Source organism: Actinosynnema sp. CS-041913, assembly GCF_050942485.1.
Taxonomy (GTDB): domain Bacteria; phylum Actinomycetota; class Actinomycetes; order Mycobacteriales; family Pseudonocardiaceae; genus Actinosynnema.
This window is the reverse complement of record NZ_CP192037.1, coordinates 3,240,913-3,267,338: the sequence shown is the minus strand read 5'-3', so window position 1 is coordinate 3,267,338 and position 26,426 is coordinate 3,240,913. Positions and strand designations below refer to the sequence as shown.

Sequence of the window (26,426 nt, the reverse complement as noted above, 5' to 3'; positions counted from 1 at the left end):
CCGCTGCCGATCTTCCAGTCCGACTGTACCGACGCCGGCGCGGTTGTCGACCGGGTTGAGCGTGGACCCGGCGCGGAGACCGCCCGATGGTGGAAAGCCCCGCCGTGCACTCTGGTGCGGCTGCCCCACCGAGCAGCGGCCCACCCGGGTCGGACACGAGGTCACGGGCACACCTGGCGGAACTGCGCTTCCGGCAGGTGGCGGGCCCATTCCTCCGGGGTGAGCGAACGGCGTGCCGTGCCGCACAGCAGCGCGGCGGTGTCGGCGGTGAAGCCGACGTCCCAGAAGCGGACCGCGTTGTCCTCGCCGGCACTGGCCAGGGTCCGGCCGTCCGGGCTGAACGCCACCGCCCGCACCGGCTGCCGGTGGCCCACGTGCGGCGCGCTGACCTGCTTGCGGGCCTCCAGCTCCCACAGCCGCACCGAGCTGTCCCCGCCACCGCTGGCCAGCGTGCGGCCGTCCCGGCTGAACGCCACGGAGTACACCGCGCCGGTGTGCCCGACCAGGGGGTCGCCTGCCGCACTGCGGTTCGGGACGTCCCACAGGCGGATCACACCGTCGTCGCCCGCGCTCGCCAGCGTCCGGCCGTCCGGGCTGAACGCCAGCGCGCCGACCTGACCGGTGTGGCCGGTCAGCGGCTCGCCGACCGGCTGCCGCGTGCCGGCGTCCCACAGCCGCACGGTCCCGTCGCCGCTCCCGGTCGCGAGGACGTCCCCGTCCGGGCTGAACGCCGTCGCGTACACAACGTCCTCCACCTCGAACGAGCCGAGCAGCTCCCGGCCCTGGAAGTCCCAGAACGACACCACCGCCTTGGTCTCACCGCCCAGACCGGCCGTCACGAGCGTGCCGCCGTCCGGGCTGAAGGCCGCTGAGCGAACCACCCTCAGCCGGTCGGGCAGCGGGTCGCCGAGTCGGGTCCGACCGGCCGGATCCCACAGGGTCGCCCCGTCGCCGGCGCCGTTCAGCCCGCCGGTGAGCAGGGTGCGGCCGTCCGGGCTGAACGCCACCGACAGGACCGGTTTGCGGGTGCGGGTCGGCAGGTCGGCGATCGCCCGCCGTTCGGCGACGTCCCACAGCATGACCGTGCGCGGCGGCCCGGTGGGCGCCGGCCGGCGGGCTCCGGGCGGGTCGTATTGCATCACGAACGAACCACGACCGCCGATCACCTCCAACTTGCCGTTGTCGACGCTGCACACGCCCCACCCGTTGTGGCCGCACGCCTCCTTGCTGCCGTGGTCGCCGGCCGTCTCGCCGTTGTCGCCGCCGGTCGCCAGGGTCTTGCCGTCGGGGCTGAACGCCAGCGCGTAGAGCTGACCGGTGTGCTCGACCGCCGGATGGGCGAGTTGGAGTCGCTCGGTGACGTCCCACAGCCGTGCGGTGCCGTCCCGCCCGCCGCTGGCCAAGGTCCGGCCGTCCGAGCTGAACACGACCGAGGCGACCGGGCGGGTGTGGCCGCTCAGGAGCGCGCCGAGCAGGTTGCGGCTGCGGACGTCCCACAGCCGGATCCGGCCGTCCTCGCTGCCCGCGGCCAGCACCCGCCCGTCGGGGCTGAGGGCCAACGACTGCGGCAGCGTAATGCGGTCGGGCCGGGTGTGGCCGGTGAGCGGCGCGCCGACCGGTTGGCGGGTGGCGGTGTCCCAGAACCGGATCGCCCCGTCCGTGCCGGCGGTGACGAGCACCGAGCCGTCCGGGCTGAACGCCAGCACCGGGGCGACCTGGCTCGTGGTGTCGGCGGGGTGGGCGGGCAGCGGCTCGCCGAGTCGGGTGCGCGTCGCGAGGTCCCAGAACCAGACCGCGCCGTCCGGGCCGATGGTGGCCAACACCGACCCGTTCGGGTGGTAGGCGATGGACGGCGGGACCATGGCCTGGGTGCCGATGGTGACCGGACCGGCCTGGAACGTGCCGAGGGTCGCCCTGCCCCGCACGTCCCACAGCGTGACCGTGTTGCCGCCCTCGCCCTGAGCGACCGTCGTGCCATCGGGGCTGAACGCCACGCTGAAGGTGACGCCCATCACCAGCCTGTCGTCGGGCTCCTGGCCGGGCTCGCCGATCGGGTCCTGCGTTGCCACGTCCCACAACCGGACCGAGGCCCGTTCGGCGGAGGTGACCAGTGATCGGCCGTCCGGGCTGAACGCGACCGCCCCCACTGCCCCCGCGTGATCGTCGATCGTCCGGCCGACCTGCCGCCGGGTCGCGACGTCCCACAGCCGCACGTCGTCACCACCGGTCGCCAGCGTCCTGCCGTCCGGGCTGAGCGCCACCGCGTCGACCACCTCGCCACCGCTCGCGATCCGCGCCACGGCGGGACGGGTGGCGGACAGCAGCATCGCCGCACCGGCCTCCGCCGTCGGGCTGACCCGCCAGGCGGCCACGGCCAGCAGCCGGGACAGCTCCGGGTCGGTGTCGGCCATCAGCTCGCTCTTCGCGGCCACCGCGCGGGAGAGCGCACGCTGCCCCTGCTCGATCGCGTCCCGCTGCTGCACGATCGTCCGCGTGCCCAGACCCAGCACCAGGACCAGCAGCACGGCCAGCGCCGACGCGACCCCGCGGCGGACCCAGGTCGTCACGCGGTGCCGGCGCACGTCCTCGCTGTCCAGCTCCTCCCTGGCCTTGCCGTGCACCGGCGCGCCGAGGGTGGCCACGGCGAACCGGAACCTGCTGTGCCGCACCGACAACTCGGCCGGGTCACGCGCCCAGGACAGGTCCACCCACAACGGCTCCGCGGTGAACCAGCCGCGCAACGCCTCCGGCAGCGCCGTGGTGCGCTCCCAGTCGAAGTCGCCCGCCTCCTCGTCCCAGACGATCGCGCCGCCGGTGAGGCCGATGAGGAAGGTGCCACGCTCCCGCTCGGCCCGCCAGTACCCGACCTCACGCGCCACCCACGGCGACCGCGCGGCCTCGGGCGAGGCGAGCAGGATGAAGTACCGGGATTCCCGCAACGCCTCGCCGATCGTCGTCCACAGGTCCGGGTTCGCCGACAGGCTCTCCTGGTCGCGGAACACCCGCAGCGCCCGCACCTGGTTCCACCGCCGGGCGAGCCGGTGCAGGCCGCGTTGCAGCGCGGGCGCGAGCCTGCCGTCGGCGGCGTGGCTGTAGGACAGGAAGGCGTCGTACCGCGAGCGCGGCGCGACCTCGGATCCGCTCGACTCCACCATGGCTCCCAGAGTGCCGGAGGAATGGTAGCGGAACGGTTACCGTGCGGAGCGGGTCACTCGTCCGCCGGATCTTCCGGCACCCGCTAGGAGGCTGCCCGGACAGACCGAAGCCCCCTGGACCGGCGAGGGTCCAGGGGGCTTCGGTTCCCGAGTCTCCGTCGGCGGGTCCGCCGGTAGGAGCAGGTGGGATGGGGGAGGTCAGAGAGCGCGGACGCCGGTGGCCTGCGGGCCCTTCGGGCCCTGGTTCACCTCGAACTCGACGCGCTGGTTCTCCTCCAGGTAGCGGTAGCCGTAGCCGTCGATCTCCGAGTAGTGCACGAAGACGTCCGGGCCGTCCTCACGGGAGACGAAGCCGAAGCCCTTCTCCGCGTTGAACCACTTCACGGTTCCCTGAGTCAAGATCTTCTCCTTGGCAGTGCTGGATACGGGGCCGCACCACGCGACCTCCGGGTCGGTTCCGAGACGACGACTTCTCCAGCTTGTCCTGCAAGGCAAAGAAAGAAACCCGTCCGCAACTTCGTTCCCGCGAAACGTTGGAAACACGGACACAAGATTGACGACCACCCCGTACAACCGCCGCGCGGCCGGATTAGTTCCCGAGCCAGACAGACGTGTCCCAGGTCACCCCGGCACCCCGGGCGACCGGGCGACCGGGCGGAAAAAATCTTGGCAGACCCCCGCCGGACATGTCGAGCGACGCGAAGCGGCAACGTCCACAGGGCAGAGAGCAAGCACACCGAGCCGAGAGGACCCGATCATGTCGAACGTCTCCACCTTCCTGTGGTTCGACCACCAGGCCGAGGAAGCCGCCACCTTCTACACCTCCGTGATCGAGAACTCCAAGATCACCGACATCACCCGAGCCCCGGACGGCACCGCGTTCGTGGTGACCTTCGATCTGGACGGACAACGCTTCGCCGCCATGAACGCCGGCCCGCACTTCACGTTCACCGAGGCCATCTCCATCCACGTCAATCGAGAGACCCAGACCGAGGTAGACGACCTGTGGACCGCCCTCACCGCCGACGGCGGCCAAGAGGGCCAATGCGGCTGGCTCAAGGACCGCTACGGCCTGTCCTGGCAGGTGGTGCCCAACGCGCTGGCAACCCTCATGGCCAACCCGAACCCGACCAAGGCCGCCGCAGTGGGCAACGCCCTGCGCACGATGAAAAAGATCGACATCGCCACCCTGCAAGCCGCCGCCGACGCCGCCTGAGCCAAGCCCGAGCAACGACGCTCTCCGCCGTGGCGCGCTCCGCACTCTCCGCCCCGGCCGACTCCGCTCGACGCCGTGGCGCGCGCAGCGCGCACACCCCCGGTTGGGCTGCGTGTCATCCCCGTATGGCCTGCCCGCAGGGAACCGCGCTTGTCAGGGATGCGCAAGCACGCTTTTCGCTTGCGCATCCCTGACAAGGGTGGTGGTCTTTGACCAGGTCATGCGGGGATGACACGACGCCCGAGTCTTGCTTTTGTGATCATCCTTGGCGGCCAGCCCAGCGGCGAGCGCCGCTCTTCGACCAAGCCCAAGCGAGACCACCAACGCTATCTAAGCTGCCCCAATGACCACCGTTCGCATCGCGCCGGCCGAACCCAAGCACGCCGAGGAACTGACCGCCCTCATGCAGGACTCAGCCGCCTACCGCGGCCAGTACGCCACGATCCTGCACGAGTACCAGGTAACCGCCGGGTACCTGAACCGACACCCAACCTTCCGAGCCGAGGCCAATACCAGCACCACTACCCTCGGCTTCTACAGCCTGATCACGCACCCACCAGAGCTGGACCTGCTGTTCGTGGCAAACGAGGCACAAGGCCTGGGCATAGGCGCCAAGCTGATCGAACACATGCTGACCCAAGCCCGCGAACAGGGAATCCAGTCGATCAAGGTAGTCTCACACCCACCCTCAGAAGGCTTCTACACCAGGATGGGCGCACGAAAGGTAGGCGTCATCCCGGCACGCCCACCAAAGGTCACCTGGGAACGACCACAACTGGTCTTCACCATCGCAGACACCCAAACCCTCACCGAGAATCCGGCACCCCAGACCAGAACTCAAGCTGCGAGTCGATCCGGTACACATCCGGATGCCAGGCACCAAGCACCCGCACCACATCCCCCCGCAACGCCCGAAACGCCGTAACAGCCCAGCCAACCTCACCACGCTTGGCCCCGAACAACGCCTCGTGATGACGAGCCATCAAAGTATCCGGATCATCCGCCCCAACCGAGCGCGCAAAATCGGCGACGAGCCGGGACCACTGCGAAGCACTGGGAGCCGCGGCCCCACCAGATCGGCGGCCTCGCGGACCAGTTCGTGGAACGCGAGCAACCTGGCTGGAAAGCCAGTGGACGCCCAGCCTCGCCGGTGGGGTGCGCGCCGCCGGCCACCCCGACCTGGCGGACGCGCTGTGGCGGGACGCCCGCCCGGATGGCGTTCTACGCCGACCTGTTCAGCCGGTCCGACCGGCAGAGCGACGGACCGCCGGAACTCGAAACCCCCGAGCAGGAGCGGCTGTTCGACACCCTGCCGGCCGAGGTGGCGGACCACGCCGCCGACCGCGCCACCACCCCCGCCGACCGCCGTGAAGCCGACCAGGCCCGACGCCTGCTCGACGCGGACCTGCCCGACCGCCAGGGGCTCGGCGCGCTGACCCGCCCGCTGCCGGCCGGTGGCCGAGGCCCTGCAAGCCGGGTGACACCAGTCGACCAACCCGCGTTCTTCCACGGCCATCGCGTCCCAGCTTGAGGAACGGTGCGCGCTGGTGGCGCAGCAGGGCCAACTCGGACACGGCCGTTTGGTTGTCGGCGACCGCGTGAGCCGCTGCAGGACCGGCCCGGCGCCGCACCACCGTGGACCTCACCACCTGTAGCAGCGCTACGCCATTCGGGCTATCGCGGACAGGTCATGCGGTGAGACGCACGTCTCGTCGTCGTCAAGATGGCGTCAAAGACCTGATCACCGCTGTCAAAGAGCCGTCAGGCCGCCGCCGACCACCCACTTCCGAATGCACTCTTCCGGAGTCGCGGTCCGACGGGTGGACCTCTCGAAGGCGGAAGGGAGCACGCTCATGGCCGACCTGGCCTATGCGTTGCTGCTGGTGGGTGTGTTCGTTCTGGTGGCGCTGGGCGTGCGCGGGCTGGAGAAGCTGTGAGCGGCACCGGGGTGGTGGCGAACGTCGTCGGAGGCGTGCTCGCCCTGCTGTTGATCGGGTACCTGTTCGTCGCTCTGCTCAGGCCGGAGAAGTTCTGATGTCCTCCACTGCGGCCGGCCTGCTCCAGGTCGGTCTCCTCCTGCTCGCGCTGGCGGTGGTCCACCGGCCGTTCGGCGACTACATGGCGCGGGTCTACACCGGCGCGAAGCACTCCGGGGTCGAGCGCGCGGTGTACCGGATCGCGCGGGTCGATCCGGACTCCGAGCAGCGCTGGGGCACCTACGCCCGAGCGGTGATCGGGTTCTCGTTCGTCGGCGTGGTGCTGCTCTACGTCCTGCAACGGATCCAGCCGATCCTGCCGTTCGACTTCGACCGCGGCGCGGTGCCGCCGGGGGTCGCGTTCAACACCGCGATCAGCTTCGTCACGAACACCAACTGGCAGTCCTACGTGCCGGAGGCCGTCATGGGCCACACGGTCCAGATGGCCGGCCTGACGGTGCAGAACTTCGTGTCGGGGGCCGTGGGCATGGCGGTGGCGATGGCGTTGGTGCGCGGGTTCACCCGCCGTCAGACGGACCGGTTGGGCAACTTCTGGGTCGACCTGACCCGCGGCACCCTCCGCATCCTGCTGCCTGTTGCCTTCCTCTTCGCCATCGTGCTGGTCGCCACAGGCGTCGTGATGAGCCTCAAGTCCGGCGTGGTGGTCGACGGTCAGCAGGTCGCCACCGCGCCGGTCGCCAGCCAGGAGGCGATCAAGGAACTGGGCACCAACGGCGGTGGCGTGCTCAACGCGAACTCCGCGCACCCGTTCGAGAACCCCAACGGCTGGTCGAACCTGGTCGAGATCTTCCTGATCCTGGTCATCCCGGTGTCGCTGACCCGGACGTTCGGCACAATGGTCGGCAACCGCAGGCAGGGCTACGTGCTGCTGGGCGTGATGGGGCTGCTGTGGGCCGCGATGCTGACCGTGATCTGGGTGGCGGAGGCGAACGGGCTGCGTCCGCTGGAGGGCAAGGAACTCCGGTTCGGCATCCCGTCGTCGGCGCTGTTCGCGGACACGACGACCGCCACGTCGACCGGCGCGGTGAACTCCATGCACGACAGCTACACCGGCCTGGGCGGCGGTGGGACGTTGCTGAACATGCTGTTCGGCGAGACGACGCCGGGCGGGGTCGGCACCGGTCTGTACAGCATCCTGGTGATGGCGGTCATCGCGATGTTCCTGGCGGGACTCATGGTCGGCCGCACGCCCGAGTACCTGGGCAAGAAACTGGGCCGCCGCGAGGTCACCGCCGCCGCGGTGTCGATCCTGGCGATGCCGACGGTGCTGCTGGTCGGCGCGGGGATCGCGGCGTTGCTGCCGAGCACGCAGGGCGCGTTGAACAACCCGGGTGAGCACGGGTTGTCGGAGATCCTGTACGCGTACGCGTCGGCGTCGAACAACAACGGCAGCGCGTTCGCCGGGATCACGGTGACCAGCGACTGGTTCCAGGCGTCGCTGGGTGTCTGCATGGCGCTGGGCCGGTTCGTGCCGATCGTCGCCGTGCTGTGCCTGGCCGGATCGCTTGCCGCGCAGAAGAAGGCGCCGGTCACCGCCGGGACGCTGCCGACCACCGGCCCGCTGTTCGCCACGCTGCTGGCCGGCTCCATCGTGCTGGTCGCCGCGCTGACCTTCGTTCCCGCTCTCGCTCTCGGTCCCATCGCGGAGGCTCTGCTGTGACCACCACGACGCAACGGACCCCGGAGGAGATCCGGGACCGGCACGCGGAGAACCTGGGCCACCAGGTCGCCGCCGGGGTGTTCAACCCCCGACAGCTACTCACGTCGTTCCCCGACGCGCTGCGCAAGCTCCACCCGCGCCACCAGTTGCGCAACCCCGTCATGTTCGTCGTCTGGGTCGGCTCGCTGCTGGTCACGGTCTTCGCGATCGGCGACCCGAACACGTTCACCATCGGCGTCGCGCTGTGGCTGTGGTTCACCGTGCTGTTCGCCAACCTCGCGGAGGCCGTGGCGGAAGGACGCGGCAAAGCCCAGGCCGAATCGCTGCGCAAGACCAAGAAGGACGCCGTCGCCCGGCTCACCGACGGCCGCACGGTCCCCGGCGCCGAGCTGAAGATCGGCGACCTGGTGGTGGTCGAGGCCGGTGAGGTGATCCCCGGCGACGGCGACGTGGTCGACGGCATCGCCACGGTGGACGAGTCGGCCATCACCGGCGAGTCCGCGCCGGTGATCCGGGAGTCCGGCGGCGACCGGTCGGCGGTGACCGGCGGCACCACGGTGCTGTCCGACCGGATCGTCGTGCGGATCACCACGAAGCCGGGCGAGTCCTTCGTGGACCGGATGATCGCGTTGGTGGAAGGCGCGGAGCGGCAGAAGACGCCGAACGAGGTCGCGTTGACGATCCTGCTGTCCACGTTGACGATCATCTTCATGCTCGCCGTCCTGGCGTTGCAGCCGTTCGCGGTCTTCTCCGGCGGCGAGCAGTCGGTGATCGTGCTGACCGCGCTGCTGGTCTGCCTGATCCCGACCACGATCGGCGCGCTGCTGTCGGCGATCGGCATCGCCGGCATGGACCGGCTGGTGCAGCGCAACGTGCTGGCCACGTCCGGCAAGGCGGTGGAGGCGGCGGGCGACGTCGACACGCTGCTGCTGGACAAGACCGGCACCATCACGTGGGGCAACCGGCGCGCCACCGAGTTCATCCCGGTGCGCGGCACCACCGTCGACGCCCTGGTGGACGCCGCGCGGCTGTCCAGCCTCGCCGACGGCACGCCCGAGGGCCGCAGCGTGGTCGAGCTGTGCGTGACGGGGTACGGGCGTGCGGCCGAGCCCACGGACGCCGAGAAAGCGGGCGAATTCGTGCCGTTCACCGCGCAGACCCGGATGAGCGGCATCGACCTGGGCGGCCGGCGCATCCGCAAGGGCGCGGCGAGCGCGTTCACGCTCGACACGTCGACCAGGGGCGTGGTGGACGAGATCAGCGCCCAGGGCGGCACGCCGCTGGTGGTCGCGGAGGACGACGTGGTGCTCGGCGTCATCCGGCTGTCCGACGTGGTGAAACCGGGGATGCGCGAACGGTTCGCCGAACTGCGCGCCATGGGCATCCGCACGGTGATGGTGACCGGCGACAACCCGTTGACCGCCAGGGCGATCGCCGACGAGGCCGGCGTGGACGACTTCCTCGCCGAGGCCAAGCCCGAGGACAAGATGGCCCTGATCCGCGCCGAGCAGGAGGGCGGCAAGCTGGTCGCGATGACCGGCGACGGCACCAACGACGCGCCCGCGCTGGCCCAGTCCGACGTCGGCGTCGCCATGAACACCGGCACCTCGGCCGCCAAGGAGGCCGGGAACATGGTGGACCTGGACTCCGACCCGACCAAGCTGATCGAGATCGTGGAGATCGGGAAGCAGCTACTGATCACGCGTGGCGCGTTGACGACCTTCAGCGTGGCCAACGACCTGGCGAAGTACTTCGCGATCCTGCCGGCGATGTTCGCCGCGATCTACCCGCAGCTCGACCGGCTGAACATCATGCGCCTGGGCTCGCCGCAGTCGGCGATCCTGTCCGCGGTCATCTTCAACGCGCTCATCATCGTGGTGCTGATCCCCCTTGCGCTGCGGGGAGTCCGGTACCAGCCGTCCAGCGCTTCGGCGTTGCTGCGGCGCAACCTGCTGGTCTACGGCCTCGGTGGCATCGTGACGCCGTTCGCCGGGATCTGGCTGATCGACCTGCTCGTACGACTCATCCCAGGAATCGGGTGACACCGCGGTGGACAACTTCGGCAAGCAGGCGATGGCCGGACTCCGCGTCCTGCTCATCCTCACGGTGATCACGGGTGTCCTCTACCCGGCGGCGGTGTGGGGCGTGTCCCGGCTACCCGGACTGCGCGCCAACGCGGAAGCCGTGGACACCACGCGGATCGGCATCGACCGCGCGGGCGACCAGTGGTTCCACACCCGGCCGTCCGCCGCGACGCTGCCGGCGTCGGGCGGGTCGAACAAAGGCGAGCGCAACTCGGACTACGACACGGTCGTCGCCGAGCGCCGAGCGGAGATCGCGCAACGGGAAGGCGTGCCCGAGGACCGCGTGCCGGAGGACGCGGTGACGGCGTCGGCCTCCGGCCTGGACCCGCACATCAGCGCCGCGTACGCGGAATTGCAGGCTCCGCGCGTGGCCAGGGTGCGCGGGATGGGCGAAGACCGGGTCCGCGAGTTGATCGCCTCGCACACCGACGGCAGGGGTGTCGGGATCCTCGGCGAACCGGGCGTCAACGTGACGGCGCTGAACCGTGCGCTGGACGCCGCCGGGTGAATCCGGCGATGCGGGGTCACCACTCGGTGGCCCCGCATCGTCCTGTGGACAGCAGGCCTTCAGACCCGCCAGAGCCGGTTCCCAGCCGTCGGTCGCGTAGCAGGCCGGGAACAACGCCATGGACACCTCGACGTTCTGGGCCGACGTGCTCGGCTACGAGGCGGAACAGCCACCGTCCGGTTTCGCGAGCGGGGCGGGAAGAGGAAGACGACTACTTCTTCGCCGACCCGCAGGACCCCGAGGTCGACGAGTTCTGCGCCTGCTGACCCGGACCTCACCACCGACGACGAAGCGCGGGTGACCGCCCGCAGGCGATCACCCGCACCACCTTCAGAACGGCGACACGAACCCGCTGGCCTTCACCCCACGCCCGGTGAGCGCCGTGATCTTCCGCCACTTGAGATCGGTGACCTTGTTGCCGACATTGCCCTCAACCGTGCGCACGTGGGTCACCTTGAGGGTCTTCGGGTCGCGCTTGACGTCCACCACAACGCCGACGTGCGCGATCTCAGCCGGGTAGTTGCCGTAGACGACCGCATCCCCCTTCGACACGTCACGCTTGCCGATAGCCTTCCACCGCCCGTTGGCCTTGCCCCACTTCTGCCAGTAGGTCGCCCAGTGCCCCTGGTCGATGGCAGGGGCACCCCGAGGAGCCTTCATCCGAGGCCGCTGGGGAACCCCGGCCGACGCCCAAGCCCAGTTGACGAACACGCCACACCACTCGGCGGGCCGCACGACGTTCTTCTTGTCGATGTCCTGATACCGCTTGGGGTAGTTGTTCACCCCGGTCTCACGCTGCCCGATCTGCCCGATCGCCCGCTCCGCGATCGCCTCCCGGATGCGCCACTGAGGCGGATCCAGCGCGGCAACGTCGGCAGCGCCGCTGTTGCCAGGCTCGACGACCTCCCCGGTCGGCGAAGCACTGGCGGACACACCGGCACCCGCCATCAACCCCAGAGCGACAAATAAGGCGAGCACCCCACGAACAAACCTGCACGGACCACCTGCGGACATACTTCCTCCCCTGATCCACTTCACCGCGAAAGGTGTTCCAATACTGCGAAGAAGACCTGGGGAAAATCTGGGGAAAATCAAAAATGGTTTACGCAGCTTGCCGGCAGAAGGGTGACCACGAAGCAAGGCGACCAGCATCTACGCAGGTCTGGGCCACAGCCGGGAACACTACGAAACAGGACCACATCGCCGAAAACACCCGACTGCCGCCGGGGACGGCCGCAGCCGCAACACGCCGCCCGCAACCGTCCCCGGGGTCGCCACAAATCGCGGCCACCACGACATCAAGAGCCTTGGACCGCCAATCCCACCAGAAGCAAAGCAGCAACGACTGCCCCGATGTCCGGGTCCAGGCGAAGGCTCCGTCCCTCCAGCAGCGCTCAGTAGTCAGCGGCTCGCGGAGGGTGGCTCCTGGAACATCATCGCCGGGATGTCGCGAGTCGGTCGGTTCGGGGCGCTGTCCCCCCGGTCCACGGGCACGGTCGTCAGGGCGATCTCCTCGGGCGCCTCTTCCACCGACGGCACCTCGACCTCCGGACGGGCCGGGGTCGCCGCGGCGGGTGTGAGGTGTTGCTGGGCCTGGTTGACCCACAGCAGCCACATCACCTCGTCGCGGTGACCGCGGAACTCCGCCTTCAGGCCGGCCAGGGCGCCCCGCACCCGCGCGGCGAGCACCTGGTCCTCCGCCACGGCCGCCCAGAGGGCCCGGGCCCGCGCGTCGTGGGCCTTCACGGTTAGCTGCACCTGCTCCGCCAACTCCCTGGTCGAGAGGCTCGACCAGAGTGCCGCGGTTTTTCGAGCTTGGTTCACGCCGCCATCTTCGCCGATTCGGCGCCCGATTTCCGCCGCGACGCGAAGTAATCCATATCTCGTTTCCGAACCGGACCACTCGGTCACCCACCGAGTTCGAGCGCCGGGAAATCGAACCCGGCCCAGGCGGCGCGCTCGCGCTCCCGGGGCGCGAAGGCCAGCGTGGGCGGCGTGTCCCAGCTCCGGGTGGCCCGGCCCCACCGGTAGCGGGGCCAGCCGGGGTGGCCGTCGCGGGCGAAGGACGTCCAGGACCGGCCCATCAGCCTGGCCAAATGCCGGATCGGCGCCGGATCGGCGCGGAACGCCTCGGCTCCGCCGGGGATGCCGGTGAAGCTCAGCGTGCCGAACACGAACGGCAGTTCGGCGGTGTGGACCGCGCCCAGGCCGCCCTCCGGGGCCCAGTCGAACTGGTAGACGTAGGTCCGCGCCCACCGACCCTGCGCCTCGGCGAGCCTGGTGGCCGGGACGCGCATCACCTGGTCGGTCAGCATCGCCGGCGTGATGTCGGACTCGCTCTCCCCCGGCCGCTGCTCCTCGTAGGCCCGGACCAGCTCGGCCCGCCTCCCGGCGAGCTGCCGCGGGAACCACGCGTCGTAGTCGCGCTGGGTCATCCGCAGGACGTCCGGGTCGAACTGCGCGAAGAACCTGATCTCGTCACGGTTGCTGCCGATCAGCAGGTCGATGCCCTGCGCGTGGCCCGCCCGCACCCGGCCGACCAGCGGGCCCTTGACCAGCTCACCGTCGATGGAAGGCCCGAAGTGGATCGCGCCGTGCAGCGGGTCGCGGCCGACCAGCGACTCCTGGAGCCCGAGCAGCTCCGGTAGTCGACCGTCACCACCACCGCATCGCCGGTCGTGGCCAGGTTCGTGCCGTCGGTCGCCGGTAACGTGCCCGGCCACGGCCCGACCGGCTGCGGTGGGCGGAATCTGCGGTCACCGGTCGGCGCGTCCGCGTACGGGATGCCCCGGTACACGCACAGGCCGCCCGCCGGACGTCCGGCGACCACGCCGAGTGCGGTGGTTGTGGTGCAACCGTTGTCGGTGGACGCGGCGCTCACCGGCAGCGGCGACACGACCAGCGCCGCCACAGTCAGGAAGTCAAGGAGTCTCATGGGCGCAATCCTGGCGGTTGCGCCGCTCGGGCGAATCACCGACAGGAGTGATTCGCGATTCGTCCCCGAGAGCGAGATCGGCTCAACCCCGGCCGGCGACCACCAGTCCCGACTCGTACGCGAACACGACCGCCTGGGCCCGGTCGCGCAGCCCGAGCTTGCCCAACAGGTTGCTGACGTGGGTCTTCACCGTGTGCTCGCTGACCGTCAGCTCGCGCGCTATCTCCACATTGGACAGACCACGGGCCAACTGCCGCAACGTCTCCCGCTCCCGATCGGTCAACTCCTCCAGCCGCGCCGCGAGCGCGGGCACGGCGTGCCCCCGACGTGACAGGTCGCGGATCAGCCAGCGGGTCACGCGTGTCCGCGATGGCATCGAACGCGGCCACCGCCCGATCAGGGTCCGTCCGGACGACCAACAGCCCCGCTTCCGCCTGCACGACCATCATCCCCACCGAATGCGTGATGATGTCGTGCATATCCCGCGCGATCCGCGTGCGCTCACGAGCCGCCGCGGCCCTCCGCTCCTCCTCCACGGCGACGGCCTGCGCCCGACGGGCCCTGGTGTTGGCCCACAACGCGTAGGCCGCGAGGTACGCCATAGCCAGGTACCGGTAGGTCACGAAATCCCCCCGGCCCGGCACGACCAACGAGATCGCGACACCCACCACCGCCGGCAGGACGGCGGCCCACCGTGGCGACGCCGACGTCGAGCGGACGAACGCGCATGACCACCAGTATTCCGCCGAACCGGCGGACGACCCGACCGGGACCGTCCGCCGGCCCGCGCATCAGCGGCCCATGAACATGAACTGCCTGGTCATGCCCATCATCTTCTCCGTGTACACGTCCACCGGGTTCCGGAACCGCCAGGCCTTGGTCTTGCCGTAGGACGCCGACGGGTTGAAGCCGCGGGGCAGGATTTCCGCTCCTCCTCGCGCCTTGCCGCCGGTCGATATCTGCGAGCTGCCGTGGTCGCCCAGGTCGTTGTCGTAGCCGTACTCGGCGCCGACGCCCCAGCCCGCGATCGTGCCGGCGACGCTGATCGCCTTCTCCCACTCACCGGGCGGCGTGTTCAGGTCGGCGATGTCCTTCTTCTTGTGCCAGTACGTGCCACCGACCGCGCCGGACGCGCCGAAGTTCAGCTCGATGCCGAACTTGGACGACAGCGCGATCCCGAACCCCTTGCGGTCCTTCACCAGGCAGATCTCCGCGCCGAGGAATCCGCCGGCGCTCAAGGTCCCCCCGGCGCACGCCCCTGCGACGCCCTTCTTCGGCCAGCCGGGCTGCTTCGGCGGCGGCTGGGGTTTCGGGGTCAGGTCCGGGATGTCCTTCTGCGCCGGCGGCTGGTACCCCGGTCGGAACGGGCCGTGCATGCGGACGTGCTGGGCGCGCACGACCTGCGTCCGGACGGCGAAGGTCCAGTAGCTGGTGAAGATGTTCACCGCGATGTGGACCAGGTACAGGGTCTGCCGGATGAGGAGGTTGTAGTTGCCGTAGCGCACCCAGAACTGGCGGTACGCCAACGGGTAGAACGTGTACTTCGGGTACATGCCGTCCGGGTCGGACAGGATCGGCGGCGCGTTGTCGGCGTAGTTGTAGCCGTTCATCTGCTGCGACCGGCCCATGGTGATCAGCGGGTCGACCGAGACGAACCGGCCGGTGTCCGGGTCGTAGCTGCGCGCGCCCAGCGTGGTGAGGCCGGTGGCGCTGTCGACGACACCGCCGACGAAGCCCTTCTCGTTGCCGGACGGCCACTGCCCGCCGCTCCCCCGGAGCTGGCCGAACGGCGTGTACCGCCGCCTGCTCACCGTGCCGTCGGTGGCGTCGATCGCCAGCTCGCCGGTGCCGTGGTGGTCGTTGACGAGGAACGTGACCCCCGCGTCGGTCCGCATGGCGTTCTTGTAGTACCGGGTCGCCTTGGGCGCGGTGGCGCCCTTCGGCAGGCGGACTTCCAGGTCCGGCAGGTACAGCGTGGTGCCGGTCGGGTCACGGCGCAGCAGCCGGTCGCCCTCCGCCGAGTAGACGAACGCCGTCTCCCCCTTCTTGTCGTCGGTGACCTTCACCAGCTCGCCTTCGCTGTCCCACACCAGGGTCTGGTTGCCGGCCGGGGTGCGGCGCTCGACGGTGTTGCCCGCCTGGTCGTAGCCGTAGGACTCGACGCCGGTCACGGCCGCGAGCTGGTGGCCCTTGAACTTCGCGTCCACGCCCGTGTTGCCGGCGTAGCGGTACGCCCGCGTCGCGGTCTGCGTGCCGCCTGCCGGCCCTGCGCCGTAACGGGTTTCCCCGGTGCGGTTGCCGGCGTCGTCGTAGCTGTAACGGGTGCGGTACGGCGCGGGACCGCCGATCGTGGCGTCGTTCGGGTCGGCGGCACAGGCCGCGGCCGTCTGCGACCACGCGTCGACCAGCCGGCGCAGGTCGTCGTAGCGGAAGCACTGGTTGTCCACGCCGTCACGGGACGTGTCGGTGATCTGCTCGATGTTGCCCCCGTCGGAGTACCGGTACTCCACGCTGCGGTCGGTGCCCGCCATGCCGGCATGCGCGGTGGTGGCCTTGGCCAGCCGCTGCGTGCCGTGCTCGTAGGCGAACGTCTGGTCGACCTGCTTCCCGGCGCCGCCGATGGACAGCCGTTGGCCGATCAGCTTGCCGGTCTTGGTGTGGTCCGCGCCGACCAGGTACGACGACAGGTTGGAGGTCATCGTCACGAGCCGGCCCAGGTCGTCGTAGCCGAACGAGGTGTTCTCCGCCGGCAGGTCGCCCACGGCCGGGCTGCTGGAGGCCTTCACGCTGCCGTCCGGGTGGTAGACGGTGTCGAAGACGTACCCGCCGTCCGGTGCCAGCGCGCCCTCGTTGCCGGGCAGGATGATCCGCTTGCGGGTAGGCCGGTTGAGATTGTCGTAGAAGTCGACTTTCGTGGTGTACGCGGCGTTGCCCACGAACCGGGTGGAGCCGGTCGGCTGCCCCTTGCGCACCGTGTCATAGGTCCATTCCGCCACCTTGACCGCCGGGCTCGCCGTGGCGTCGTACTGGGCCGTCTTGCGACCGAGCCCGTCGTACTCGACGGTCAGCCGCTTGCCCCGCGCGTCCACAGTGGACACAAGTCGGTCGAGGTTGTCGTAGCCGTACCTGGTGACGCCCTTGTCCGGGTCCGAGGCCTCCACCTTGCGTCCGCGCACGTCGTAGGCCGTGGTCCACACGTGCCCACCGGGACCGGTCACGGTCGTTTCCCGGCCCCGGTGGTCGTAGCGGAACGTCGTGGCGACGTGCCCGCCGTCGCGGTGCTCGCGGACCTCGGTCTTGCGGTCGTGCGCGTCGGTGAACGTGGTCACCGCCGTGCCGCCGGCCGGCGGGATCTCCTTCGTCCAGTTGCCGCCGTGCTGGAACGTGGTGCGCCACTTCTCCTGCACGTCGCTGCTGCCCACCAGGAGCCGGTCGGCGGTCTTGCGGCCCTGGCCGTCGTACTCGTAGACGTGCTGGGTCTCGATCTGGCCGGAATTGGCGACCCCGAACAGCTCCGTTCTCGGCTCGCCGTCGGCGTAGTACGGCTCGTAGGTCCGGTCCACCTGGCCCGACTCGTTGTAGAACGTGTCGGAGATGATCCGGCCCTTGGTCGTGCCGTCCCGGCCGGGCGCCTGGATCTGCCGCTGCCGCAGCCACCCGTCGAACAGCGAGTGGGACGTGTCCTGCCCACCGTCCTTGTTGATCGTCTTCGTGGTGATCGCCACCACCGCGTCCCGCCGCAGCAGGTACTCGAACTCCTTGTCCGGCACGCCCGTGGTGGCACGGCCGCCCGTCCAGACCTTGGTCACCCGCCCCAGCGCGTCGTATTCGAGCGTGGCCGTCTTGCCGCCGGCGTCGGTCTCCCGCAGCGGCTCTCCCCACGCCGGGTCGGCCTCCTTGACCGTCGTGTGGGCCGAGGCGGCGTCGCCCGCCTTCGCCGGCGGTGTGGTCGTGGTGATCTTGGTCGTCAACCCGTGGCTGTCCGCGTACGCGGTCCTGGCCGTGTTGTCGTGCGCGTCGGTCTCCGACTCCACCCGGCCGTAGCGGTCGAACGTGGAACGCTTCTGCGCCAGGTACTTCACCGTGGTCGCGGTGGCGTCCTCGGCCTTCTCCACGAGGGTGATCGTGCCCGCGGTCGGGGCGGCCTTGAACGCGCCGCCGTCGTAGTAGGTGCGTTCGTCGGAGACCAGGTCCTTGGCCAGGTCGGCAGCCTCACCGCAGCGCTTGCCCACGACCCGGACCTGCGCGGGCCGCGCCAGGATCCGCTCGCCGTTGCCGGTGAACGCGGTCGTGGTGCACTTCTCGTCCCCCGCCACGGCCACGTCGCCCTGGTCGTCGACTTCCGCCGGCGCACCTGTGGTCAGGTTGAAGGACTTGGTGGTGCTGCGCGTCTCCCGCCAGCCGGTGTCCAGTTGACGCAGCGTCCTGGTGCCCGCGACACCGGTCAGGTTCGCGGTGACGGTGCCCCACGGCCGGGTGCGGCTCGCGGTCTGGTGGTGCCACGGCGAGTTCACCGTCTTGGTCACCGGCACGCCGCCCGCCTTGTCGTAGACGACCGTCCGCAGCGCCATGCCCTGCAGCGACTCGTGATCGGTGTAGGACGCCCCTTCACCGTCGCCGAGCGAGACGGACTTCGTGCCGCCGTCGCCGTTGAGCCGGTCGCCGTGCATGCCCTGGAAGAACCAGTGGTCGGTCTGCGACGGCGCCGGCCCGGTCACGCCCGCCTTGACACGCACCCGGTCGTAGCCGTGCCACTCCGACCACGTCTTGTACTTCTCAGGTGTGAGGCCGTCGTCGTCGGTGTAGTGCCAGGAGGGTCGGCCGATGCTGTAGTCGTAGTCGGTGACCATGTCCGGCGATCCGCCGGTCAGGTCGGTCTGCGCCATCCGGGTCACCACGTACTTGTGGAACCAGTCCAGCGTGGGGTTGGTGTCACCGCTGGTCCGCGCCCAGAACACCGGGAGGCAGCGGCGGTGGTTGCCGTTCGGCGAGGGCAGGTCCGAGGTGGTGCAGTCGGGCCCGGAGTAGTTGATGTCGAGCTGGCCGCCGGTCTCGTTGTGGATCGCGCCGACCCGGTTCTTGATGAACGGCCCCACGTCGTCGCCCAGCTTGTCCACCCGGTTGGGCCGCTGGGTGTAGGAGAACGACACGGGCGGCATGGTCACCGGCGTCGCCGCCGCGTGTCCGGTGTGGACGATCGACTTCAGCAGAAGCTGCCGGTCCACGTCGGCGGTGCCCCAGGCGTGGTCGAACGCCCACGAGTCCACCGCGCGGTGGCCGGCCCCGTCGGGCTGGACGATCCGCGTGGTGACCTTGGTGATGCGCTTGCGGGTCCAGAACGACGGCGCGGCGGCCCCGTGGTCCTGCTCGCACTTGGTGTCGGGCTTGCAGTTCAGGTCCCACGGCACGTCTTCCCAGTACTGCGGGTGCGTGCCGATGTTGCCCTCGGCGCAGTCGGCGGCCGACCGCAGGCACCGTTCGGCGACCTCGAAGTCCACGCGCGCCGGCGGGTTCGCCGGGTACAGCGCGTCGGTGCGCAGCCCGTACTCCACGCGCTTCAGGTAGCCGCCGCGGTCGTAGTGCGTGTCGTCCTCGGCCCGCAGGTTGCGCGCGTAGCGGTTGCCTTCCTGCTCGTAGTAGTAGGTGATGGCGTTTCCGCGCGGATCTTCGACGTAGTCCAGGTTCCAGCGCCACGCCTGCCGGCACCACGACTCGGCGAAGGCGCTCTTGTGGCACGGCTCGCCGCTGTCGTCGCCGAACACCGGCACGGTCCAGGTGGACTTGGTCTCCGGCTTGCCGGAAGTCCAGCCGCGCAACCGGTTCTTGCCGAAGTGGTACCGCGTGCCGTCCGGGGTGGTGACGAGCCAGTACTCGTTGTCGTTGTCGCCGTTGGCGGTGTCGGTCGCGGAGCCGGTGAGCTTCTGGACGCGGGTGCCGTCGTCCTTGCGCAGCTTCCACTGGTTGTCGCCGGCGGGCACCAGCTCGCCGCCCTTGCCGCCCAGCGACAGCACGGCGTTGTCGTAGCCCCAGCACTGGTCTCCGGGGTGCACGTCGTACTTGTCGTCCTTCGGCACGCCGTCGTCCTTGCAGGACTTGTACCGGCGTTCGAGGTATCCCGACCACAGGTCGAACCCGTCGCCGACCAGCGAGCCCTGGTTGTTGGTGCCCGACGTGCGCCCGTCGATCGAGGACGACGAGTAGGCCAGCGCCAGGTCGGGCTGGAGCCCGCCGGGGACCGGGGGCACGCGCAGCGGGTAGGACCAGGTGAAGTCACCGCTCTGGGTGCCCACCTGCCAGGTCGCCGAGGCGGCCAGCTCGGTCGCCTTGTAGTCGCCCTTGGGGCCTTCGGTGCCCGCCGTCACGGCCAGCACGGTGGCCTGGGCGGGCTCGATCTCGGCCGACACGGTCTTGGCGCGGACGTCGTTGGCGGAGGGCACCGGGGTCGTGGTGCGGCACTCCGCCTTGTCCGGCGTGGTGAGCGCGCACGCGGGCATCCGCACCAGCCGCACCCGCGACCCGTACGAACCGCCGAACGCCTCGGCGAACCCCGAGTAGTCGAGCCGCACCATCGCCTTGCCCGGCAACGGGGACTCCTCCGCGCGCCCGACGGTGAGCAGCACACCGGCCACGTCGGCGCGGACGGCGGCGGCCCGGTCGTGCACCCGCACCCGGACCTTGCCGCTGTCGGCGGACTCGACCCGGACCGGCGACGCCGCCGCCTGGACCGACGCCCGAGCGCCGACTTCCACGTCCACGGTGGCCGCGGCCGGCCAGGACACCACCGGCTCGGGCGCGGGTGGCAGGTCGGGTCTCGGTCTGGTGGCGATCGGCTGCCCGGCGACGACCGGGTCGCGGTCCTCCGGGCGCGGGGCGCCGGCCGCCGGTCCGGTCAGGCCGGGCGTCGCCGATATCAACCCCGCCGCCAGGACGACCGAGAGCGCGGTCGCGAGGGACCGCGGCACACCTCGGCGAACAGTCATGGGAACCTCCCGTGAGGGCACGTCGTGAAGTGGAGAGGGGGCGGGCCGGCGGCGGAGGGGACCGCCGCCGGCCCACGTCCGGTCAGCCGGGCAGCGACCCGATCTCGGTCGGCAGCGCCAGCATGTCGATCAGCCGCTGGGACGCCACGCCGCGCAGCACCCACACGTCGTCCACCAGCCCGGACCAGTTGCGGCCCGCCGGGTACGCGCCGCCGGTCAGGCCGCGGCCGATCTGGAGCGACGCCACCGGGCCGAACGGCCGCGTCTGGTGGCGGAACGAGAGGTTGTCCGCGTCCGCCGCGGCCTCCCGGAACCCGTTGACCCACAACGTGACCGTGCCCTCGAAGGCGTCATAGGTGACCGCGATGTGGTCCCAGTCGCCGAAGTTGCCCTGGTGGAACGTGGAGTGCTCCACCGTGGCCGTGGTCGCGCCCGCCGCGTCCTTGCTCGGCACGTCCAGCGCGTACCGCTGCTTGCCGGGGTCGAACCGGACGGTGATCGCGCTGTGGTGCGCGCCCGCGAGGCTCAGCACGGTCATCGGCCGGGTCGGGCTGCCCGCCGTGGACACCCAGGCGGCGACGGTGAAGCTCTCCCTGGTGTCCACCACCGCGCCGGCCGCCGCGGCGTAGTCGTTGTTGCCGCCGGGCAGTTCCAGCGCTCCCCCGGTGGTGCCGGCGGGGGACCGCACCAACACCTCGGACGGGTCCGTGGTGATCTTGGCTGCGCCGGTGAGCGTCATCGGGTGCCGCGCGCCCGGACCGGTGTCCGGGGTGGTCGTGCCGGACGCGGCGTTGAGGTGCCACTTGCTCATCGTCACCGGCTTGATGGTGAACAGGTCGCGCACCTCGTCCAGGGTCACCACGCGGTCGAACACCCGCAGGTCGTCGATCGGGCCGGGGACGTAGTCGCCGTACGCGCCCTTCCAGATACCGCGCCCGAGCTGGAACGCGCCGCCCGCGGACCAGGGGTTGCCGACGATGTCCGCCGACCCGCTCTCGACGCCGTTGACGTAGAGCCGGAGCTTGCGCGCCACCACGTCCTGCACGCCGACCAGGTGCGTCCACACGCCGGGCTGCGCGGGATCACGGGAGATCGCGGTGCCGCCGCCGGTGGTGACCCCGTCGCCCTGGGTCCGCCACATCCTCCACTTCTTGTCCGTGGGGTCGTACTTCACGTAGAAGCCCGCCATCTGCGCGCCCGCCTGGCTCGCCACCACCACGTGCGTGGTCGGCAGCGTCGCGGGCATCTTCACCCACACCGACACCGCCAGGTTCTTGGTGGTGTCCACGACCGGACCGGCGGTCGCCGCGAAACCCGTGGTGCCGTTGAGGTTCATCGCGGTGCCGAGCGCGCCGGCCGCGCCGAGCGCCGCCCCGCCCTGCGGCGTCGCCGGGTACGCGGCCTGCCCGGCGGACTTGGGCGCGGTGTCGGCCAGCTTCGTCGCGCCCGCCGCCTCGTCCAGCGTCCAGTGGGCCTTGGGGGCGCGGCCGTCCGCCACCCAGAACTCGTAGGTGCCGGTGGACCAGTTGTTGGCCGCGTCCCAGGCCGTGACGAACAGGGTGTTCAACCCGGCGTGCGTGGGCATCGCGTCGACGGTTTCGATCTCGGCGCCCTTGGTCTTCGCCGACCCCTCGGAGGGGTTGGTGTTCATCGCGAACGCGTACTTGGCGACCCGCGCGTCGAACTTGACGGCGAACTTGCCGTACCGGCCCACGCCTTCGGTCGGGACCTGGTTGGGATTGGCGGGATCGAGCGGCGGATAGCCGTCCGCGGCGTTCGACGTGATCACCGGTTCGGGCAGCGCCCTCGCGTCATATACGAAGTGGCACGGCGTGGCGTTCCCGGCGGCGCTCCACGGGCTCCAGGCCCGCCCGTCGTAGGCGCGGACCTCCCAGGCCACCTTGGTGCCCGGCGGCACCACGCCGTTGGGCACCTTCACGCTGAACGACGCGCTGCGGCCCTTCGACGCCGACATCTTGCTCACCGTGCCGAGGTTCTTGGTCCGGCGCACGCCGCCCGCGTCGGTCCACGCCAACTGGAACTGCGCCTTGAGCTTCTCGCCCTCCACACCCTTGTTGTCCGGGTCGGTCAGGTTCTTGGCGAACAGCGTCGGCTGCCGGTTGAACCGGGCCGGGTTGTCCGCCGGGCGGCACGGGCCGCCGGGGCTGGACGAGAGCTGGCCCGCCTTGGGCTGCGCGGGCGGGGTGTTGTAGTGCACCCGCACGAAGGCGTTGCGGCTGAACCGCTTCCAGGCGAGCTGGTCGCCGCCGTCCCGGGCGCGCAGCCCGAACGTGGTGTTCGACCAGCCTTCCTTGGCCGACTGGCGGATGCCGCTGGTGACGTTGAACAGCACGTCGCCCGCCTGGCAGCCGGAGCCGAAGCCCTTGGCCACGTTGCGGCTGTCCAGCCGGCGCTGCCAGTTGTCGGACGTCGAGTTCCACGTCGAGCCCGCGCCGAACGCCTTGGCGAGGTGGATGTCCACCACCCGCTTGCGGCACGACGTGGACCACACCTCGCGGACGTGGAACTCGGCGGACAGGATCTGCTTGCCCGCGAACCGGGCCGTGGGCACCCGGTAGAACAGCCGCTTCTCGTACCAGCCGTTGCAGTACTTGCCCGCCGGCGGGTAGTCGCGGGGGCAGCGCCCCATCCCCTCGTCCTTCTTGAAGTTGTGCTTCGACCAGCCGCCGCTGGACACCATCAGCCGCGCCGACGCGCGGGGCGTGTCCCACATCGGGTCGATGTAGACCGGGAACGTGGTGTCCGGGGCGGTCAGCATCTCTGCGTTCGGGCGCAGCGTCATCTCGTCGCCGCTGACGCTGGTGGTGACCGCGGCGACCTTCGACGTGTCGCCCGGCTGCTCCGGCGACGCGACGGTGACCGCGTCGTCGGCCATCGCCTCGCCGTCCTCGGACGCCGCCGCCAAGGCCTGGGCGGGGGCGGTGGAGTCCCACATGATCGGGACCGGGGCCTCGTAGACGACCGCGCCGGACGCCTGGTCCACGGCCTGCTGGGTGCCGTCCTCCGCCGTGCTCACGGTGAGGCCCGGCGCGGACAGGCCGAGCTTGAGGCTCGCCAGGCGCGGGTCGGCGGCGGCTGCCGCGGTCTTCACCACCAGGACGTGCGAGAAGCCTTCCGCCTCGACCTGCACGCGCAGGTCCACGTCCGGGCCCATGATCGCCGGGTAGACGGCGGTGTCGCCCTCCAGTCGCGGCGAGGGCAGCGCGGTGGGCCAGGTCAGCGCCATCGGCTTGCCCGCGCGGTCCATCGTCACCAGCGGGCCGGCGCCGCCGCCGGACAGCTTGATCGCGACCGGCGTGGCGTTGGGCGTCACGGAGCCGTCGGACTGCTTGCGCAGCGTGGTGTCGACCGGCGTCCACTGGCCGTTCCTGGTCGTGCGGACCGGCTCGAAGTACTCCTTGGACGTGAGGCTGCCGTCCGGGGTGGCGTAGACCTCGCGCGCCTCGCCGCGCTCGGCCAGCACTTCGACGAGTTGGCCGGTGGACGCCGCCGCCGCGAGCGCTTCCTGCTCGGTGGCCTTGGCCTCACGGGACACCGCCCAGGTGTTCTCCACCAGTGACACGTTGTCGAAGTGCGCGGTGAACGCGCCCTTGCCGCCGAGCCGGAACACCACTTCGGCGACCGATGTGTCCATTGTGGACGTGAACGGGAAGGAGTACCGCTGGGAACCCTGCTCCAACACGACTTCCTGGTCCAGCGAGGCGCTGTAGGGGGCGTCGCCCTCCTGCACCGACGCCTGCACGGCCACGTCGGTCGACGCGCGGGCGTCGAAGGACAGCGTGTAGCTGCGCCCGCTGACCAGCGTGCCGGTGCGGTGCACCACCACCGCGTCGCCGGGCTCCGCCGCGCCGTCGGCCACGGTCGCGCGCAGCGCGCCGCCGTCGACCCCGAGCACCGGGTTGCCGGCCGACCACCACGGCAGGATCGAGCCGCTGTCGAAACCGCCGTTGCGCACGTGTTCGAGGGTCGCGGGCTCGGCGGGCCAGGACAGCGCGCCGAGGCGAACCGGTCCGGCGGGCACCCCGAGGGCGGCGGCGACGTCGGCGGGCAGGGCCGCGCCGGCGGCCTCCGCCGGGCTGCCGGGCGTCAGCCGGTAGTCGCCGGCCGCCGCGTTCACCGTGAAAGGCGTTTCCTGGTAGCGCGATCCGGCGTCGCGGCCGGTGGCGGTCTGGAACTCGGCCAGCGATCCGAAGAGCAGCGAGACGCCCCGGACGCGGGACCACTGCACCAGCGACGGCGGGGTGTCGGCGGCGGTGCGCGTGTAGCCGTTGTGGTGCATGAGGCTCGCCGGGATCATGCCGTCCGCGCCGAGCCGCCGCCCGGTCTCGGCGGCGTTGTGGTCGGTGGTGGAGAACAGCGGCGCGGTGCTCGTGCCGCCCGCGATGATGTTGTTCGCCACCGTGGTCTCGGTGGTGTCCCAGGTGATGCCCTGCGCGCGCTCGGCGTCGGTGGGGCAGTCGTCGTCATCGCCGGGGCAGAACGGCCGCGGGTCCTCCTGGACGCCGATGCCCTGGCCGTTGCCGACGGCGGTGTTGTTGTAGATCCGCACCTTGTTGGAGCCCAGGACGATCAGGCCGTGCATCCCGTTGTCCGCCAGCACGTTCGAGGCGAGCAGGGCCGGGCCGGAGACCTTGTAGAGCAGGCCGTGGTGGGAGTTGGCGCGGATCAGGTTGCGCACGGCGGTCAGGTCGTGGCACGACAGGTCGCACCAGAAACCGTTGCCGTAGTTGGCTTCGAAGACGTTGTCGCGCACGGTCGCGCCGACCAGCCGGGTGCCGTTCATCCCGGCTCCGGCGAGGTTGTAGCCGAGGTTGTAGCCGAGCCGCTCGGTGTTGTTGCGCAGCACCCGGTTCTGCTCGACGGTCAGGTTGGCCGACCGGTGCGCGTTGATGCCGTTGGCGCCGTTCTCGGCGACCAGGTTGCCGGTCAGCCGGACGTCGTCGGCGTTGACCAGCAGACCGGCGGCGGCGTTGCGCACCAGGGTGTTCTTCTCCAGCACCATGCCCTTGGCCTGCGCCAGCACGGCCGCCGGCTCCTTGGTCTGGTTCTGGCTCGACCCGTAGTGCGCGAAGCCGAGCCCGCGCACGACCGAGCCCTCCGCGCCCGCGAAGAAGTGCAGGCCGCTCTTGCGCGCGGTGATCTCGACCCGGCGGCCGTTCGGGTCGCTGCCGAGGTAGGTCTTGTCCACCGGGCCGTCGTGGAAGAACGTGCCCGCGCGGACCTCCTCGCGGGTGGCGACCTGGCGCAGCGGCTCGCCGTCCAGGAACACCATCTGCGGGTCGCCGCCGACCGGGTTGTCGTCGTTGAAGTGCAGCGGGTTCATGCACTCGTCGTAGGCCGGCGCGGTGGCGCGGCAGACGCTGCCGGGGTTCCAGCCGTCCAGCCGCCACGCGTTGCCGTCCGCGGCCAACTGGGAGGACTGGATCACGCTGCTGCCCTTGAACCAGACGTGCTCGCCCGGGTACGGCTGGAGCGTCACCGGGGCGGAGATGTCCCCCAGCCGCTCCCGGTACTCCCCCGCGCGGAACACGACGGTGGTCATCCGGCCCGGCGCGGCCTTGGCGACCGCCGCGGCGGCGGTCCGCAGCGGGGCCGCCTCGGTGCCGGCGTTGGTGTCGTTGCCGTTCGGCGCGACGAACAACGCCCCGTCCGGGACGGGGTACGAGGTCGGGATGATCGACAGCGGGCCGGGCGCGGCGGCCGGCGCGGCCCTCGCCACCCGCGCCGGTCCACCCACCGCGGCCACCCCGGCGGCCAGCACGGCCACCACCAGGACCAGAGCCGATCTTCGTGCACGCATCAGGACTCCCCTCGACGGCCCTTGACGGACGTCAACCCCTCGCCGGGTGCGGACCCGCCGCGCCCTGGCG

16 protein-coding genes and 2 pseudogenes are annotated in these 26,426 nt (G+C 70.8%); 8 read left to right on the top strand and 10 right to left on the bottom strand.

Annotation, left to right across the window (positions count from 1 at the left end):
* Positions 1 to 161 precede the first annotated feature (161 nt).
* Both ACQPZF_RS15640 and ACQPZF_RS15635 read right to left on the bottom strand, forming a co-directional pair.
* Complete coding sequence (locus ACQPZF_RS15640; RefSeq protein WP_433272161.1) at positions 162 to 3,155, bottom strand: TIR domain-containing protein; 2,994 nt, start codon at positions 3,153 to 3,155, stop codon at positions 162 to 164.
* A 198-nt stretch (positions 3,156 to 3,353) separates the two neighbouring features.
* A complete protein-coding gene (locus tag ACQPZF_RS15635; RefSeq protein ID WP_433272159.1) occupies positions 3,354 to 3,554 on the bottom strand; it encodes a cold-shock protein in 201 nt (66 codons plus the stop codon).
* Positions 3,555 to 3,912: 358 nt separating this feature from the next.
* Here ACQPZF_RS15635 and ACQPZF_RS15630 point away from each other — a divergent pair, with 358 nt between their 5' ends.
* From ACQPZF_RS15630 to ACQPZF_RS15595, 8 genes are all read left to right on the top strand, one after another.
* A complete protein-coding gene (locus ACQPZF_RS15630; RefSeq protein WP_433272158.1) occupies positions 3,913 to 4,371 on the top strand; it encodes a VOC family protein in 459 nt (152 codons plus the stop codon).
* Positions 4,372 to 4,714: 343 nt separating this feature from the next.
* A complete protein-coding gene (locus tag ACQPZF_RS15625) occupies positions 4,715 to 5,296 on the top strand; it encodes a GNAT family N-acetyltransferase (RefSeq protein ID WP_433272157.1) in 582 nt (193 codons plus the stop codon).
* Between the two features lie 288 nt (positions 5,297 to 5,584).
* Positions 5,585 to 5,902, top strand: coding sequence for a hypothetical protein (locus ACQPZF_RS15620; protein WP_433272156.1), 318 nt, complete (start codon positions 5,585 to 5,587; stop codon positions 5,900 to 5,902).
* A 259-nt stretch (positions 5,903 to 6,161) separates the two neighbouring features.
* Positions 6,162 to 6,308, top strand: a complete 147-nt coding sequence (locus ACQPZF_RS15615) for a hypothetical protein (RefSeq protein WP_433272155.1) — start codon at positions 6,162 to 6,164, stop codon at positions 6,306 to 6,308.
* Positions 6,305 to 6,406, top strand: coding sequence for a K(+)-transporting ATPase subunit F (gene kdpF / locus ACQPZF_RS15610; RefSeq protein ID WP_433272154.1), 102 nt, complete (start codon positions 6,305 to 6,307; stop codon positions 6,404 to 6,406). Before ACQPZF_RS15615 ends, kdpF begins: the two co-directional genes overlap by 4 nt.
* On the top strand, positions 6,406 to 8,028 hold the full coding sequence (gene kdpA, locus ACQPZF_RS15605) for a potassium-transporting ATPase subunit KdpA (RefSeq protein ID WP_433272152.1): 1,623 nt from the start codon (positions 6,406 to 6,408) through the stop codon (positions 8,026 to 8,028). The genes kdpF and kdpA overlap by 1 nt, the downstream gene beginning before the upstream one ends.
* Positions 8,025 to 10,070, top strand: a complete 2,046-nt coding sequence (gene kdpB, locus ACQPZF_RS15600; protein WP_433272151.1) for a potassium-transporting ATPase subunit KdpB — start codon at positions 8,025 to 8,027, stop codon at positions 10,068 to 10,070. The genes kdpA and kdpB overlap by 4 nt, the downstream gene beginning before the upstream one ends.
* A gap of 7 nt (positions 10,071 to 10,077) precedes the next feature.
* Positions 10,078 to 10,620, top strand: coding sequence for a potassium-transporting ATPase subunit C (locus ACQPZF_RS15595; RefSeq protein ID WP_433272149.1), 543 nt, complete (start codon positions 10,078 to 10,080; stop codon positions 10,618 to 10,620).
* A 330-nt stretch (positions 10,621 to 10,950) separates the two neighbouring features.
* On the opposite strand, the gene ACQPZF_RS15590 is transcribed toward ACQPZF_RS15595, so the two are convergent.
* The 8 genes and pseudogenes from ACQPZF_RS15590 to ACQPZF_RS15555 form a co-directional block, all read right to left on the bottom strand.
* The gene (locus ACQPZF_RS15590) at positions 10,951 to 11,772 is read right to left on the bottom strand and encodes a CHAP domain-containing protein (RefSeq protein ID WP_433272148.1); all 822 of its coding nucleotides are present in this window, start codon (positions 11,770 to 11,772) and stop codon (positions 10,951 to 10,953) included.
* 249 nt (positions 11,773 to 12,021) lie between these two features.
* Entirely contained in the window at positions 12,022 to 12,444 is a 423-nt protein-coding gene (locus tag ACQPZF_RS15585) for a hypothetical protein (protein WP_433272147.1), read from the bottom strand.
* Positions 12,445 to 12,527: 83 nt separating this feature from the next.
* Complete coding sequence (locus tag ACQPZF_RS15580; protein WP_433272146.1) at positions 12,528 to 13,343, bottom strand: carboxylesterase family protein; 816 nt, start codon at positions 13,341 to 13,343, stop codon at positions 12,528 to 12,530.
* Between the two features lie 35 nt (positions 13,344 to 13,378).
* A pseudogene (locus ACQPZF_RS15575) lies at positions 13,379 to 13,555 on the bottom strand (hypothetical protein); the annotation flags it as partial.
* 82 nt (positions 13,556 to 13,637) lie between these two features.
* Positions 13,638 to 13,913, bottom strand: a complete 276-nt coding sequence (locus ACQPZF_RS15570; protein ID WP_433272145.1) for a response regulator transcription factor — start codon at positions 13,911 to 13,913, stop codon at positions 13,638 to 13,640.
* 13 nt (positions 13,914 to 13,926) lie between these two features.
* Positions 13,927 to 14,157 (bottom strand): annotated as a pseudogene (locus tag ACQPZF_RS15565) (histidine kinase); the annotation flags it as partial.
* 189 nt (positions 14,158 to 14,346) lie between these two features.
* Positions 14,347 to 20,535, bottom strand: coding sequence for an RHS repeat-associated core domain-containing protein (locus ACQPZF_RS15560; RefSeq protein ID WP_433272144.1), 6,189 nt, complete (start codon positions 20,533 to 20,535; stop codon positions 14,347 to 14,349).
* Between the two features lie 82 nt (positions 20,536 to 20,617).
* Positions 20,618 to 26,356: a LamG-like jellyroll fold domain-containing protein gene (locus tag ACQPZF_RS15555; RefSeq protein WP_433272143.1), complete on the bottom strand. Its 5,739-nt coding sequence runs from the start codon at positions 26,354 to 26,356 to the stop codon at positions 20,618 to 20,620.
* Positions 26,357 to 26,426: the final 70 nt, after the last annotated feature.